This is a genomic window from Haloterrigena sp. KLK7, assembly GCF_037914945.1.
Lineage (GTDB): Archaea > Halobacteriota > Halobacteria > Halobacteriales > Natrialbaceae > Haloterrigena > Haloterrigena salinisoli.
The window spans coordinates 182587-196218 of sequence record NZ_CP149787.1 but is presented as its reverse complement, the minus strand read 5'-3'; the positions used below and the strand labels follow the sequence as shown (position 1 = coordinate 196218).

The window sequence follows — 13632 nt, the reverse complement described above, 5'->3', positions numbered from 1 at the left end:
GAACGTCCCCGCCTCGAGGTAAACGAAAGATAGTACGTTCCCCGCGTCGGTCTTTCGCTGGCGGACGAACGTGATTCGCTACCCGACTCGACCCCGTAACATCGACGCCGGTGGGGCCGAGAGCGAGCGGTCTGCCGCGAGGGATGTCGATCGCGAGCCGGACTCCTCCCGGAACGCCCGACGGACCGGAGCGCCGAGCGATCGTGTAGTCACCGTTTTACCCCTCCGGACGCTACCGACCGCTATGATCGACCCCGAGACGCTGTCGGTGACGATCGTCGACGGCTACGTCGACGAGCCCGCACACTTCGGGGTGCCGCCGTACATCTCGACGTACCCCCGCTACGCGGCTGGGGCGCTCGTCGACGCGGGGGTCCCCCGCGAGCGGATCACGTACCACACGATCGACAGGCTTCGCGACGAGCCCGACTACTGGCGGGACGTCGACGAGGCCGACCTCATGATCTACCTCGGGGGGATGACCGTCCCCGGGAAGTACGTCGGCGGCACGCCGGCCGAACCGGACGAAGTGCGAAAGCTCGCCTGGACGGCCAACGGCACGAGCCTGATGGGCGGCCCCGTCAAGTTCGGCGTCGGCAACGAGAACGCCGGCGCGACCGAGACCGAACGGCAGGACCTGGACTTCGACTTCGTCGCCAAGGGCGACGTCGAGGCCGCCGTCCACGACCTCGTGGAAAACGGCCTCGAGGGATTCAACAACCGGATGCGCGACGTCGACGAGGTCTCGCGGTGGGCCCGGGAGGGCGCGTTCATCGTCGAACAGCACCCGAACCACCCCGACCACCTCATCGCCGAACTCGAGACCTCGCGGGGCTGTGCCTATCGCTGCTCGTTCTGTACGGAACCGCTGTACGGCAACCCCTCCTTCCGGCCGCCGCCGACGGTCGTCGGCGAGGTCGACGCCCTCTCGGATTTCGGCGTCAAACACTTCCGAATCGGCCGGCAGGCCGACATCCTCGCCTACGGCGGCGACGGCGAGGCGCCCAATCCCGACGCCCTCCGGCAACTCTACGGCGGCATCCGCGACGTCGCGCCCGACCTCGAGACGTTACACCTGGACAACATGAACCCCGTCACGATCGTCAACTGGCCCGAACAGAGCCGGGAGGGGATCCGGATCATCGCCGAGCACAACACGCCCGGCGACACCGCCGCCTTCGGCCTCGAGTCGGCCGACCCCGTCGTCCAGGAGGCGAACAACCTCAACGTCAGCGCCGAGGAGTGTTTCGAGGCGGTCAAGATCGTCAACGAGGAAGCCGGCTGGCGACCCGGCGAGGACCCCGAAGACGCGCCCACGTTCGGCGACGACGCGCCGCGTCGGCTCCCCAAACTCCTGCCCGGGATCAACCTCCTGCACGGCCTCAAGGGCGAGCGCGAGGAGACCTACGAGCGCAACCGCGAGTTCCTCCAGCGGGTCTACGACGAGGGCTACATGCTACGGCGGATCAACATCCGGCAGGTGATGGCCTTCGACGGCACCGACATGAGCGATACCGGCGCTGAGATCGCCAACGAGCACAAACAGCTGTTCAAGCGGTACAAGAAGCAGGTCCGCGAGGAGATCGATAACCCGATGCTCGAGCGCGTCGCGCCGCGGGGGACCGTCCTGCCCGACGTCCACCTCGAGTACCACCAGGACGGGAGGACCTTCGGCCGCCAGCTGGGCACCTACCCGCTGCTGGTCGGCATCCCGGGCGAGCGCGAACTCGGGCGGACCATCGACGTCGCGGTCGTCGACCACGGCTACCGCTCCGTCACCGGCGTCCCCTACCCGCTGGACATAAACGCCGCCTCGATGGACGAACTCACCGCGATCCCGGGCGTCGGCGACAGCACCGCCGGCGACATCGTCGTCAACCGGCCCTACGAGTCGGTCACGGACGCCGACCTCGGAGCCGAGGTCGACCTCGAGGGGTTCGCGACGACGCGGGTGCTCGAGGGCGCGGACTGACCGGTCCCCGAATTGTCCCCACCACGCTCCCCCGCGGACTGACGTCTGATCGAGAATCGAGCCCGTTCGACCACGTTTTTTCACTGTCGGCCCTGCAACGAACGGTCCTCGGTCGGTAGTTCTATTATGGAGGCGCCGCAGAGGTGAAATTGAGGGTCTACCTGTGGAAATATCTGAAAAACTCCTGTGTCTGTTCAGTGCGGACGTCTCGGCAGAGGAGGACCGATACGTCATCGAGGTACCACGTCAAGAAGTCGAAACCGGCGACATCGACCCGGAGGAGGTCTACCGCGTCGCGCTCATCTCCCGCGAGGAGGACGACGCCGAGGAGTCGACGGCACAGCCCCAGACGGCACCGTCGGAACCGCAGCCACCGGTCGACGTCGGCGAAACACGCTACGTCGAGATCGAGGACATCGGCAAGCAGGGCGACGGGATCGCTCGCGTCGAACGCGGCTACGTCATCATCGTCCCCGGTGCCGACGTCGGCGAACGCGTCAAGGTCGAAGTCTCGGAGGTCAAGTCCAACTTCGCCGTCGGCGAGATCATCGAAGAGACGTTCTAACAACGAAGTTTTCCTCTGCGGGTGCGCCTTCGGCGCACCCTCGGGAAAACTTCGATGAAAAGCACTCCTCCTTCCCCTCCAGCCGCGCGTAGCGCGGCTTCCGGGTCAGTCGTCGGCCCGCTCGCTCACCCTTCGGGTTCGCTCGCGGTTGCAAGTAGTCCGCCTGCGGTGGCGCGCGCTGTCGGTCCGGCCGAGCGAAAGCGAGGACGGCCGACGACAGCGCGCGAGGGATGAGCGAGCAGTATGAACGGTGACCGCAGGGAACCGTGAGTTGAGCGAGCGAATCGGCTGGGGAGGGTGTGGCAATTCCCTGTTGCCACGATAGCAGAGCGGTCGAGACGAACTCGAGTAGACGCCGACTGATGTTAGTCTTGCACGTCTAGATTGCTCCGAAAGCACCCTATTTCGGAATCGTCTCGAGGAACGTCTCCGGATCGTCGTGGAAACAGTCGCCGACGACGATCGCGTCCGCGCCGGCCTCGAGGATCTCGGTCGCTTTTGTCCGACTGTCGATCCCGCCGCCGTAGAACAGCGCCGTCTCCTCGAGGTAGCGCGCGGCGGCGTCGACGTCTGCGGGACCGCCGTAGGTACCCGAGTACTCGATATAGAAGATCGGAAAGCCGTAGAAGGTCTCCGTCGCCAGGGCCGCGCCGGCGACCTGCTCGGGCGAGTACGTCGCCTCGACTCCCGAGGTCGTCGCCGCCGTGGACTCGAGGTGCTGGATCACGTACCCCTCGCCGACGACGTTCGTCGCGAGGTCCGCGACCGCGTCGGCCCCCTTCGACGAGAGCAGCTCGCCGACGAGCGGCAGGCTCGCACCGAGGATCTCCTCGGGTTTGCGACCGACCTCGGTGAAGAGGTCGACGTGTTTCCCCACGAAGTGCTCCCGATCGCCGTTGTAGACCGCCGGCACGGAGAGGTAGTCCGCCGCCTCGATCGTCGCTTCGGAGACGTGACTCGAACTGTACGGTTCCTGAAAGACGGGGAGTGAGGGCACGGCGTCGTCGATCGCCGCGATCGTCTCGAGCGTGTTGGCCTCGGTGACGTCGTCGGAGCCGCCGACGATCGCGAGATCGGTTTCCGCGAGCACCTCGAGATCGGCCGGCAGCGACTTGGCCGGATCGATTTTCGTGACGTGAGTGATCCCGTCCCAGTCGATATCCATGCCGGTCCCTTCGGCGAACCGTCTCAACTTCCTATCGGTTTCGCGGTCGGCCGCGACGGTCCGTCGACAACGCTACTCGAATCCGGCCGTCACTCCTCGAGCGGCGTCCCGTCGATCCGTTTGGCGCCCTCGGAATCGTGGACGACCACCTCGCCGGGGCCGGGATCGGCGGGCGCGTACTCGTCTCGGACGGCGATGGCCTCCTCGAGTTCGCGGACGGCGCGCTCCTTCAGCGCTCGGGCGAGATCTTCGGCGTCCTCGCGGGAGATGTCTCGACCCAGGCCCTCGCACTCGTGGGCGCGGACGACGCCCTCCTCGTCGACGGCCTCGCCCATCGGCTGACTGGTCCCCGCGAGCGCGACGCTGAAGGGGTAGGTTCGGCAGATCAGCGGGCGGTCGTCGTGGGCGAGGCAGGCACCGGTCCCAGACTCGTCTTCCTCGTAGAAGGTACAGTCGCCGCAGTCGTCGGTCTGGAGCGCCCACTCGAAGGTCTCACCCTCGAGGTCGCCGTCCGCGGTCTCCGAGAGGCCGTACGGCATCGGTCGGGCGACGTCGCGCCAGTCGTAGTCGCCGTCGTAGCTGTCACTCGCCTCGAGACTCCGGACCTCATCGGGAAAGACCGTCGCCGTGTGGTCATCCTCGTCCTCGCCCTTGCAACAGGCGCCACAGCGGGTACACTCGAAGCCGATCGACTCGATGGCGTCCGCGAGGTCGTCGATGTCCAGCGCGCGGGCCTCCTCGAGTTCGGCTTCGAGCGATTGCACATCCGATACTCGGCGTCGGCGCGGAAAAGTCAGTCGCTCGGCGCCGACCGAGCGATCACTCTCCCACGGGTGCCGCGCGATCGCCGTCCCACTCGAGACGCCCCTCCACGGCGAGCTTCTCGAGGTGGGCGCGGACCGTCGCCCGGGCCAGATCGCGCACCCCGGAGAGGTCCTTCTCGTAGGCCGACTCGAGGATCGACTCGAGCGTGTCGGCGCCGCCGTCGACCGCCTCGAGGACCGTCCGCTCCCGGCGTCGCCGGTGATTCAGCAGTCGCTCGAGGGTCTCCCGCGGGTCGTCGATCGCGGGCCCGTGGCCGGGGTAGAGCGCCGGCGGGTCGATCGCCCACAGCCGTCGCAAGGTCGTCACGTACGCGCGCATGTCGCCCTCGGGCGCGCCGACGACGACGCTGCCCTCGCGGACGGCGCAGTCGCCACACAGGATCGGCCCGCCGCGGCCGGCCTCGAGGGCGACGTGATCGGGCGCGTGCCCCGGTGCGTCGAGGACGCGGACGCGGTCGTCGCCGAGCGGGATCGTCGTTCCGGGCGATATCGTCCGATCGGGCTCGCGCCCGGTCGCGTCGCGAAAGCGATCCGTGCGGCCGTATCGAGCCCAGACCGTCGCGTTCGTCTCGGCGGCGTAGGCGGCGACGGCGCCGACGTGGTCGGGGTGCGTGTGGGTGACGAGAACGTGTGCGACGGCGCGGTCGCGAACGAGTCGATCGAGTTCGTCCGTTCGCGCCGCGGGGTCGACGAGTACGGCCGGATCGTCGCCGAGGAGATAGGCGTTGGTTTCCCCAGTCGGGGCGCGCGTCGCGACCGGAACGGCGCAGCGAGTGACGTCCATACCTCGAGGGTCTCAGCGATCGAAAAAGTGTGTGTCGGCAGGTCGCATCGAACGGCACTGGCGGACCGCCCCACTCCCACCCCGGGAGCCGCGGATCGGGTCGCCGGCGTCAGTGCTTGAGGAAGTAGACCTGCTTGCGGGCGTCGCGGAAGCTGTAGCGGGAGCCGACGAGGCCGACGTCCTCGAGTCGGTTGAGCGCGTAGCGGACGGTGCGGTCGGGCAGCAGCGATTCCTCGGCGAGCTGGCCCTGCGAGAGCGGCGAGTCCGTTTCCAGCACCTTCGCGACGAGCTTCGCGCTCGGGGGCAGATCGCGGAGGCGATCGCGGTATTCGTCCTCCGACAGGGTCTCTTCGGCGGCGCCTCGGTCCTCGGCTGTACTCGTGCTCATGTCTACGAGAGCGGAATCGGTGATGGTAAAGCTTCCCTATATGTGGATACGAATAGTTCAGTTTGTATAAGGGGTATGAATGGGGTATTAACACAGACGTAGTATAGGGGGGTTCGGGCCTCGCCCTCGTCCGGTTCGGCGGCGCCCGACCCGCCGGTGCGTCGATAGACTCCAGTATCGTTTTATCCTCCCGCTCCTGTAGTTTCGCCCAGTGTGAAAGGACAGGAGTGGTACCAAGCCGACGACGTCGCCGAGGAGTACGACGACAAGCGCTTCTCCCGGGGCGGTCGACTGATCGACCGTCGGGAGAAGGAAGCAGTCCTCGAGGCGATCATGCCCGTCGAGGACCGGAAGATCCTCGAAATCGCCTGTGGTACCGGGCGGTTTACCGTGATGCTCGCCCAGCAGGGCGCCGACGTCGTGGGACTCGATATCTCGGCGGCGATGCTACAGCAGGGACGGGAGAAGACGAAGGACGCGGCCCTCGAGGGGACCCTGGAGTTCCTTCGCGGGGACGCGGGCCGACTCCCGTTTCCGGACGATCACTTCGACACCGTCATCGCGATGCGATTCTTCCACCTCGCGGACGATCCGCAGGCGTTCCTAGCGGAGATGCGCCGGGTGTCCCGGGACCAGATCGTCTTCGACACGTTCAACCGGTTTAGCGCGCGCAGCATCTACAACTGGGCGCTGCCGATGGGGTCGCGACTCTACTCGAAGAGCGAGGTGGCCGTCCTCCTGGCGAAGACGAACCTGACGCTCGAGGACGTCGAGGACGACTTCATCGCCCCGTACGGGCTCTACCGGTCGATCCCCAACGAGCTCGCCACGCCGATCCGGACGCTCGACGAACTGATCGGCTCGCTGCCGGTGACCGATCACCTCGCGTCGGTCTCCTACTGGAATACCCGCGTTCGGTGATCGAACGCGCCGCCGCCGGCCGCGAGCCCCTCGCGGCAGCGAACCCCGTATTTTTACTATCGGTGGACGATACTACCGCGTATGGAGCTCTCGGTAGTCGTATCGACGCTCAACGACCGAGAGCGATTACTCTCGTGTCTCGACGCGCTCTCCGAGCGGACGCCGCCCTCGACGGAGATCATCGTCGTCAACGGGCCCTCCTCCGACGGGACGACCGGCGTCGTCCGCGACCGCCCGGACGTCGACGTCCTCGTCGAAATCTCCGAACGGAACCTGAACGTCTCGCGCAACGCCGGTCTCCGCGCCGCGACGGGTGACGTCGTCGCCTTCCTCGACGGCGAGTACGCGATCGAGTACAGCTGGTACGACGCCGTCGAACGCGCGATCGCCGACGGCACCGACGTCGTCACCGGCCCCGTGACCGGCGGGGAACTCGACTACGACCTCCGGAACCCGCGAACCGTCGCCGGCCGCAGCGTCACTCACTTCGACGGGAACAACGTCGCGTTCGATCGGACCGTCCTCGAGGCCTTGGACGGGTTCGACGAGTACCTCGAGGTCGGCGGCGAGCGCGACTGCGCCCACCGCGTGGCCGGTCTCGGGTTCGAGACCGACTGGGACGCGTCGATGGCCGCCAGATGCGAGGTCGGCACCGACGGCGGGCGGACCGACCGCGACTGGGGCGACACCTATCGCTCCCGGGCCTACCGACTCGCGAAGAACTACGGCGTGCGGCCGTCGACGGTCGGCCGAATCGTCGGGAGCGCCCTCCGCGACGGGACCGCCGGCGTTCGGGACGTCGTCACCGGGGACGCGACGCCGACGGACTGGGTCGGAAACGGGACCGACGTCGTCGCCAACGCCGTCGGCGGGCTCCGCGACGGGCTCCGCGCCCGCTGGGCCGATCGGTCGTCCCAGCGGAACCCGAACGGGCTGTCGAAACGCCACGACAGAGCGGTGCGGGTCTACGATCGGCGGTAGCTCTCTGCCCCGTTCAGTTCGATATCGCCAGCCACTCGGCGTTCGCTATTCTCCGCGAAACTCCGGCTCGCGGTCCTCGAGTCGCGCCTCGAACCCCTCTCGGTAGTCGCGGGTGTCGTCGATCTCGTAGGCCAACTGGCGCTCGTAGTCGAGGCCCCGCTCGAGGGGCATCTCGAGGGCGGCGTTGAGCGCTCGCTTCGCGTTCCGGAGCCCGAGCGGCGCGTTCTCACAGAGGTCGTCAGCGAATTCCTTCGCGCGCTCGTCGACGTCCCCGCTGTCGGCGTCGACGACCTCGTGGACCAGTCCCATCTCGGCGGCCTCCTCGGGATCGACGAACTCGCCGGTGAGGACGATCTCCTTGGCCCTCGAGAGTCCGACGAGACGGGGCAGACGCTGGGTGCCGCCCGCGTGAGGGAACGTGCCGAGTCGCACCTCGAGCAGGCCGTACTTCGCGTCGCTGCCGATGATCCGGAAGTCACAGGGGAGCGTGAGTTCGAACGCCCCCGCCGGCGCGGCGCGTTTGATCCCGGCGACGACCGGCTGTCGAGTCGTCTCGATGGTTTCGAGGACCTCGGGGAAGACGTCGCGGTCGATCTCGGTATCGGGTTCGACTCGATCGCGCATCATCTCGAGGTCCATCCCGGCACAGAAGACGGGGCCCTCGCCGAGCAGCGTCGCCGCCCGAACCTCGTCGGCGTCGTCGACCCGCTCGAAGGCCTCGATCAGGTCACGCATCAGCGGGACGGTCATCGCGTTGCGCTTGTCCGGCCGGGAGAGATAGACGTCCGCTCGAGTGCCGTTCCAGTCGATGGCCGCGAGTCCGCTGCCGACGGATTCCATAGTTGTAGTGTCCAGTACCACGTCCTTAACAGTAGAGCACGATTTCGCTATTCAGGACTATCCCTGAGACTGAATCGGGTGATTCGGCAACTACGTCTGCCAACGTTTTGCTCTGTGCTCCCTCGCTAGCGCTCGGTCGCTCGGCAAAATGTTGATTAAAAGCACTCCTCCCACCCCGACGGGTCGGTCGTCGGCCCGCTCGCTCACTGACTCGCGGCTTGCGCCGCTCGTCTTTCCGCGGCGCGAAGCGCCGCGCATCCGTTCGCTCGCGGTGAGTGCACACTGCTCCGCCTGTACTTACCGCTGACTCGAGATCGTCCGTCCAACTCTACTCGATTTCTCGGACACGAGGGTCGCGGTAACTGCATGTGCGAACTGATCGGCGTTCGCTTGTTTTGATAATATGAGTAACAGCCTATATACGTCTCCAACCCCTTCTGTTGATAACGAGAGATTTGCACTACGCGTCGCCCTCCGAAGAGGGGGGTCCGTCGGCAGAAGGGTCGTGTAACGGTCACGGGCGTATCACGAATTCACTCTCGACCATCTACCATGCACAATACCCCGGCCCACCAGTCCTCTACCGACGATGAGATCGACATTTTGCTTGTCGAAGATAACCCTGGTGATATTCGGCTCACTCAAGAAGCCTTCAGGTCGGCCGAACAAGAGATAGCACTACAGTCAGTCACTAACGGTGACGACGCTGTGGAGTTATTACGAGAGCTCTCGGATAACGAGCTTCCCGATCTCATCCTGCTGGATTTGAACCTGCCCGGTCGAGATGGGTGCGAGGTCCTCGAAGTGATACGGGATGATCCCCGGCTCAAACCGCTACCTGTGCTTATGCTCACGAGTTCAGAGGCTGAGGAGGATATTGTGCGGTGCTATGATGCCCGTGCTAACGCTTATCTGACAAAACCAACAGATCCTGCCGAGTTCATCTCTCTTGTAGATGTTTTTGGGGAGTTCTGGGTTGAGCAAGCACGGCTCCCACCGATTCCGCCATAATTTCACCTTTTGCGGATGTCAGATCTGTGTTGAGTAGTTGGCCTGTACTGAGCGGTAACTATGCATGCGGAGTTATCGGACGGACTGCTTCAATCTCTGCTAGTCAAGGGCCCATGCGGACTTTTCAGTCGTCTCGTCCAAGGACACCGTATGGACGACAGCCCACTCGACGACGTGGACCGGAGCATCTTGCACCAACTCCAGCTCGACGCCCGCCAGACAGATACGGAGATCGCCGAGAAGGTGGATGTGACCTCCACGACAGTCCGGAATCGCCTCGACAAACTCGAAGATAAGGGCGTGATCCGCGGCTATTACCCCGAGATCGACTACGAGAAAGCAGGCTACCCCCTCCACGTCATGTTCGTCTGCACGGTCGATCCGAATGACCTGAAATCGCTGGCCGAACAGATCCTCGACATTCGCGGTGTGGTGACCACCCGCGATTTGCTTGGGGGCGAACGGAATATCCACGTCGAGATCGTCGCCGGCTCAGTCAGAGAGATCGAAGAGATCCGCAACGAACTGGCGGACTTGGGCATGACGATCAACAGCTCCGAGATTATCTCCGAGACGCAGGTCCAGTCGTGGAACCACTTCTATCCACGGACGGGCCCCGACGCGAATCAGGGCGACGACACCGACGACGGGTCGGTCACCGATCAAAGGTAGCCGATGAATCGCTTGAAAATTTCAAATCTATCTGCGCCTATAGGCTCTCAGTCCACATCCCAGTTTCAATATATCCACAGATATCCGCTTTAGGTTGGATTTTCCAAGTGTAACAATTATCTGGGTGAAAGGGCTTATTCGTTTAGGAAGTTGTTGTCACGGTATGGCTAAATCAACCGAGGCGGTAACCGATACCTTCAGTACATTGGCAGATCCCGTTCGTCGGTACGTCCTGCACTACCTCGACGAGCAGGAAACTCCAGTCTCCTTCGACCGTCTCGCCACTCGGGTTGCCTGTCTGGCACACCGACAGCGACCCGGACGCCGTCGACGACGCCACCCTCTCCGAGATGCGCACGGCCCTGTATCATCTGCACCTACCCAAACTTGCCGAGGCAGGCTATACCGAGTGGGACAAGGACACCCATACGATTCGGCGAGGGCCGAACTTCGACGAGATCGTTCCGTTACTTCGGTTGATGGCCGACCACGAAGACGAACTGCCCGCGGGGTGGCCATAACCCGATGAGCCAGCGTCTCCGCACGTGGCTCTCCCGGCTCGGTGGGCGCACACAGGTCGAGCCATCGGCCTCTCGTCACGACGCCGAGAATGAAGCCACCACGACCTTGTATTCGTGCTCTTCCTGTGAGATAGCGTACAGTAGCGAGGAGATGGACGCCTGCTCGAAGTGTAGAGTGTCAGGCACCCAAATCCCGACCGAGCGTGAATTACCCCTCTCAACCAGTCGGACATGACAGGACCACCTAATGACAGCTGAGGGACTTAAAGCGGAGACGGTGAGTCTGTTGCAGGACCTCGGGCTGAAGGAGTACGAGGCGCGGAGTTTCCTGGCATTGACCCAACTCTCGACGGGGACCGCCAAGGAAGTCAGCGAGATCTCGGAGGTTCCTCGGACCCGGGTGTACGACGCCGTCCGAGTGCTGGAGTCAAAGGGGCTGGTCGAAGTACAGCACACGAACCCCCAGCGGTTTCGCGCGGTCAGCATCGAGGAGGCAACCGCGATCTTGCGTCAGCAGTACGACGCGCGGATCGACACCCTTCAGTCACACCTCGAAGCGCTCGATCTCCAACCGGAGGTCGACGACAGCGACCGAACGCAGGAGGTATGGACGCTATCCGGCCACGATGGCATCGAGGCCCGGACACACAATCTGCTGGCGGACGCCGAATCGGAGATCGTCCTGCTGGTCGTCGAGGAGGAACTTCTGACGGAGGCGTTGTACGAGCGACTCCACGACGCGGTTGACCGCGGCGTCGACGTGATCATCGGTGGCGAAACGGACGCGATCATCGCCAAGCTCGATTCCGAGATGCCATCCGTGAAGGTGTTCGAAACCGAACTGGACTGGCTTCTGGGGCCTGCAAGCGACGACGAGGTTGCCATCAGCCGCCTACTGTTGGTTGACCGTACGACGTTGCTGGTCAGTTCCTTCTACCCGGACGCCGACCCCGACGAATCACACGAGCAGGCGGTCTTCGCCGACGGTCTGGAGAACGGTATCGTCATCCTCCTTCGCCGGATAATCTCCTCGGGTCTGCTCCCCATGGCGAACCCGGTGAGGTAGCCAGTCAGCCCGCAGCCTCGAGCTCGTCAGCGTCCCGACCGCGCCGAACAGCGGTCTGTGAGTTCGAGTCATCGTCACGGCCCTCCGTCGCGCTCGCCGCCGTCCTCGAGTCGTAGGATGGCGATATTCAAATTTCACCCCGCGAGCGGTAACTACGTCTGTGAACTGAACGAACAGCGGGGTCACCCACATAATCAAAACATATTTTCAAATTTTATCGGAGAGAACTTTATACCCACTGAGGGCTGTGTCTTGTCTATGGGATACAATGAGTGACGAAACCAGAGGGAGTGGAGAAACTCCAAAAGAAGAAATAGCCATACCAGTAGAGGATACTTCGGTAGATGCAATCCTTGAATTGCTCTCTCACCAACGTCGTCGTGCAGTTCTTGATCTCCTTCTAACTCACGACCAATTATTAACTACCACTGATATCCGTAATGAAATTGTTGAAAGGGAGCAAGACACAGAAATAACCGAAATTCCCAGCGAACAGGTAATGCAGGTCCATATCTCATTGCACCATGTTCATATCCCAAAATTGGCCGAGGAAGGAGTTATCAACTATGACTCGAACCGGAATCTCGTTGAACCGACTGAGAAACTTAGCCGACTGGAACCATTCCTCGCTCAGCTATAAGCGATCACCAGTTTGTTGCTGTCAATCTGTAGGGTTCCTCAGTGGATTGCGAATGTGGCACACAGAGGTATAGCTGTTGTGACTACCTGAGTGACACTGCACTCCCCTTATCCGGGTAGAGCCCTGTACTATAGAAGCGGACCATAGATCACTCCCCAACCATGATTCGATGGCCCGTGTTTTCCCTTACCGCTGTAACGGTCAGTACTCTCTCTATACTGAACGTGGTTTTCACCCCTAGCACTGAATAAAGAAACTGTATTACCAACTACTGTTAACGGTACGGTGCTCTCGAGAATCGCCAGTAGTCGTCTACTCTGCCGCTCGCCGCCCGGCTCAGCCCTCGAGTACCTCGTAGCTGACGTCGGCGTCCCGGAGCGTGTCGGTGACCCGGCCGACCTCGTCGGTCGTGACGATCGCGGTCACCTCGAGGCCCCGTTCGGCCCCCTCGGCGGCGGTCTCGCCGGCCGCGAACGGCACCGCGGGATCCGCGCCGGCCTGCCGGCAGGCGACGACGGCCTCGACGCCGGCGGCCACGACCAGCTCGGCCGCCTCGCAGCGCTCGGCGACGAGGTCGCCGTCGACCGCCCGGCTCCCGCCGCTTCGGACGGCGGGCACCTGCACGACGGTGACCGAGCCCGGCTCTAGGTCCATCACGCCCTCGAAGCTCGTGACGCCGACGTCGGTGCCCGCCTCGGCGTCGGTCGTCGCGACGCCGGTCGCCGGCCCCTCGTCGCCGGGTTTCGCGTGGAGCAGCCCGTCCTCGACGAACAGCGTGACGGTGTCGCCCTCCGCGATGTCGTCGGTCGCGAGGTAGGCCGCCTCGCTCATCGCGTCCAGGACGTCCCCGGTCACGTGGTCGGCGAATCGACGGATGTCGTCGGCGGTCCGGAACAGCCAGTCGACGCCTTCCGGCGTGACGCGATAGCGCGACCGGCCTTCCTTCTCGACGAGGTCGTCGTCGACGAGTTCGCGGATGTACTCACTGACGGCCTGACTCGTCACGCCGACTTCCTCGGCGATCTCACCCTGGCTGACCGCGGGCTGGCGCTCGGCGATCTGGACGAGGATCCGAAACCGCGTCGCGGCCCGCTTGTTATCGAGGACGTCGACCATACAGCCTCACTTTCGAGAGGGTGGCAAAAAGGTACGCGGTCGCCGACGCGCCACGCGGGACGTCCCAGACGGTAGCCAGTGGCTCTCGACGACGGCCGACCTCCCTCGGCGATAGCCGACGACCCCCGCCGACGGCCCCCTCGACGGCCGGCGGTTCGCTCGAGCG

14 protein-coding genes are annotated in these 13632 nt (G+C 64.1%); 8 read left to right on the top strand and 6 right to left on the bottom strand.

Annotation, left to right across the window (positions count from 1 at the left end):
* The first annotated feature begins 244 nt into the window (after positions 1-244).
* Together WD430_RS00980 and WD430_RS00975 are read left to right on the top strand one after the other, a co-directional pair.
* Positions 245-1972, top strand: a complete 1728-nt coding sequence (locus WD430_RS00980; RefSeq protein WP_339104172.1) for a radical SAM protein — start codon at positions 245-247, stop codon at positions 1970-1972.
* Between the two features lie 163 nt (positions 1973-2135).
* Positions 2136-2537 carry a TRAM domain-containing protein gene (locus WD430_RS00975; protein ID WP_008896531.1) on the top strand — a complete coding sequence of 134 codons (402 nt, stop codon included), beginning with the start codon at positions 2136-2138 and terminating at the stop codon, positions 2535-2537.
* A 400-nt stretch (positions 2538-2937) separates the two neighbouring features.
* On the opposite strand, the gene WD430_RS00970 is transcribed toward WD430_RS00975, so the two are convergent.
* The 4 genes from WD430_RS00970 to WD430_RS00955 all read right to left on the bottom strand — a co-directional run bounded on the left by WD430_RS00970 (position 2938) and on the right by WD430_RS00955 (position 5698).
* Positions 2938-3702, bottom strand: coding sequence for a heptaprenylglyceryl phosphate synthase (locus WD430_RS00970; RefSeq protein ID WP_339104171.1), 765 nt, complete (start codon positions 3700-3702; stop codon positions 2938-2940).
* An 89-nt stretch (positions 3703-3791) separates the two neighbouring features.
* Positions 3792-4466, bottom strand: a complete 675-nt coding sequence (locus WD430_RS00965; RefSeq protein WP_339104170.1) for a YkgJ family cysteine cluster protein — start codon at positions 4464-4466, stop codon at positions 3792-3794.
* Positions 4467-4521: 55 nt separating this feature from the next.
* A complete protein-coding gene (locus WD430_RS00960; RefSeq protein ID WP_339104169.1) occupies positions 4522-5310 on the bottom strand; it encodes an MBL fold metallo-hydrolase in 789 nt (262 codons plus the stop codon).
* A gap of 109 nt (positions 5311-5419) precedes the next feature.
* Complete coding sequence (locus WD430_RS00955; protein WP_339104168.1) at positions 5420-5698, bottom strand: helix-turn-helix domain-containing protein; 279 nt, start codon at positions 5696-5698, stop codon at positions 5420-5422.
* A gap of 213 nt (positions 5699-5911) precedes the next feature.
* Between WD430_RS00955 and WD430_RS00950 the strand changes: the two genes are divergently transcribed.
* Both WD430_RS00950 and WD430_RS00945 read left to right on the top strand, forming a co-directional pair.
* Complete coding sequence (locus WD430_RS00950; RefSeq protein ID WP_339104167.1) at positions 5912-6619, top strand: class I SAM-dependent methyltransferase; 708 nt, start codon at positions 5912-5914, stop codon at positions 6617-6619.
* A gap of 81 nt (positions 6620-6700) precedes the next feature.
* A complete protein-coding gene (locus WD430_RS00945; protein ID WP_339104166.1) occupies positions 6701-7600 on the top strand; it encodes a glycosyltransferase family 2 protein in 900 nt (299 codons plus the stop codon).
* Positions 7601-7645: 45 nt separating this feature from the next.
* Here WD430_RS00945 and WD430_RS00940 read toward each other — a convergent pair whose 3' ends face one another.
* On the bottom strand, positions 7646-8440 hold the full coding sequence (locus WD430_RS00940) for an enoyl-CoA hydratase/isomerase family protein (RefSeq protein WP_339104165.1): 795 nt from the start codon (positions 8438-8440) through the stop codon (positions 7646-7648).
* A gap of 552 nt (positions 8441-8992) precedes the next feature.
* On the opposite strand from WD430_RS00940, the gene WD430_RS00935 reads away from it, so the two are divergent.
* The 4 genes from WD430_RS00935 to WD430_RS00920 all read left to right on the top strand — a co-directional run bounded on the left by WD430_RS00935 (position 8993) and on the right by WD430_RS00920 (position 12350).
* A complete protein-coding gene (locus WD430_RS00935) occupies positions 8993-9451 on the top strand; it encodes a response regulator (protein WP_339104164.1) in 459 nt (152 codons plus the stop codon).
* 150 nt (positions 9452-9601) lie between these two features.
* Entirely contained in the window at positions 9602-10123 is a 522-nt protein-coding gene (locus WD430_RS00930; protein ID WP_345786465.1) for an Lrp/AsnC family transcriptional regulator, read from the top strand.
* Between the two features lie 768 nt (positions 10124-10891).
* Entirely contained in the window at positions 10892-11710 is an 819-nt protein-coding gene (locus WD430_RS00925; RefSeq protein ID WP_339104162.1) for a helix-turn-helix domain-containing protein, read from the top strand.
* Positions 11711-11978: 268 nt separating this feature from the next.
* On the top strand, positions 11979-12350 hold the full coding sequence (locus tag WD430_RS00920; protein ID WP_339104161.1) for a hypothetical protein: 372 nt from the start codon (positions 11979-11981) through the stop codon (positions 12348-12350).
* Between the two features lie 336 nt (positions 12351-12686).
* On the opposite strand, the gene WD430_RS00915 is transcribed toward WD430_RS00920, so the two are convergent.
* Complete coding sequence (locus WD430_RS00915; RefSeq protein ID WP_339104160.1) at positions 12687-13466, bottom strand: MarR family transcriptional regulator; 780 nt, start codon at positions 13464-13466, stop codon at positions 12687-12689.
* Positions 13467-13632: the final 166 nt, after the last annotated feature.

What these genes read in the sequence shown, in the direction of transcription:
- WD430_RS00980 (WP_339104172.1), top strand. Translation starts at nt 245, where the DNA reads ATGATCGACCCCGAGACGCTGTCGGTGACGATCGTCGACGGCTACGTC.
- WD430_RS00970 (WP_339104171.1), bottom strand. Translation starts at nt 3,702, where the DNA reads ATGGATATCGACTGGGACGGGATCACTCACGTCACGAAAATCGATCCG.
- WD430_RS00960 (WP_339104169.1), bottom strand. Translation starts at nt 5,310, where the DNA reads ATGGACGTCACTCGCTGCGCCGTTCCGGTCGCGACGCGCGCCCCGACT.
- WD430_RS00955 (WP_339104168.1), bottom strand. Translation starts at nt 5,698, where the DNA reads ATGAGCACGAGTACAGCCGAGGACCGAGGCGCCGCCGAAGAGACCCTG.
- WD430_RS00945 (WP_339104166.1), top strand. Translation starts at nt 6,701, where the DNA reads ATGGAGCTCTCGGTAGTCGTATCGACGCTCAACGACCGAGAGCGATTA.
- WD430_RS00940 (WP_339104165.1), bottom strand. Translation starts at nt 8,440, where the DNA reads ATGGAATCCGTCGGCAGCGGACTCGCGGCCATCGACTGGAACGGCACT.
- WD430_RS00935 (WP_339104164.1), top strand. Translation starts at nt 8,993, where the DNA reads ATGCACAATACCCCGGCCCACCAGTCCTCTACCGACGATGAGATCGAC.
- WD430_RS00930 (WP_345786465.1), top strand. Translation starts at nt 9,602, where the DNA reads ATGGACGACAGCCCACTCGACGACGTGGACCGGAGCATCTTGCACCAA.
- WD430_RS00925 (WP_339104162.1), top strand. Translation starts at nt 10,892, where the DNA reads ATGACAGCTGAGGGACTTAAAGCGGAGACGGTGAGTCTGTTGCAGGAC.
- WD430_RS00920 (WP_339104161.1), top strand. Translation starts at nt 11,979, where the DNA reads ATGAGTGACGAAACCAGAGGGAGTGGAGAAACTCCAAAAGAAGAAATA.
- WD430_RS00915 (WP_339104160.1), bottom strand. Translation starts at nt 13,466, where the DNA reads ATGGTCGACGTCCTCGATAACAAGCGGGCCGCGACGCGGTTTCGGATC.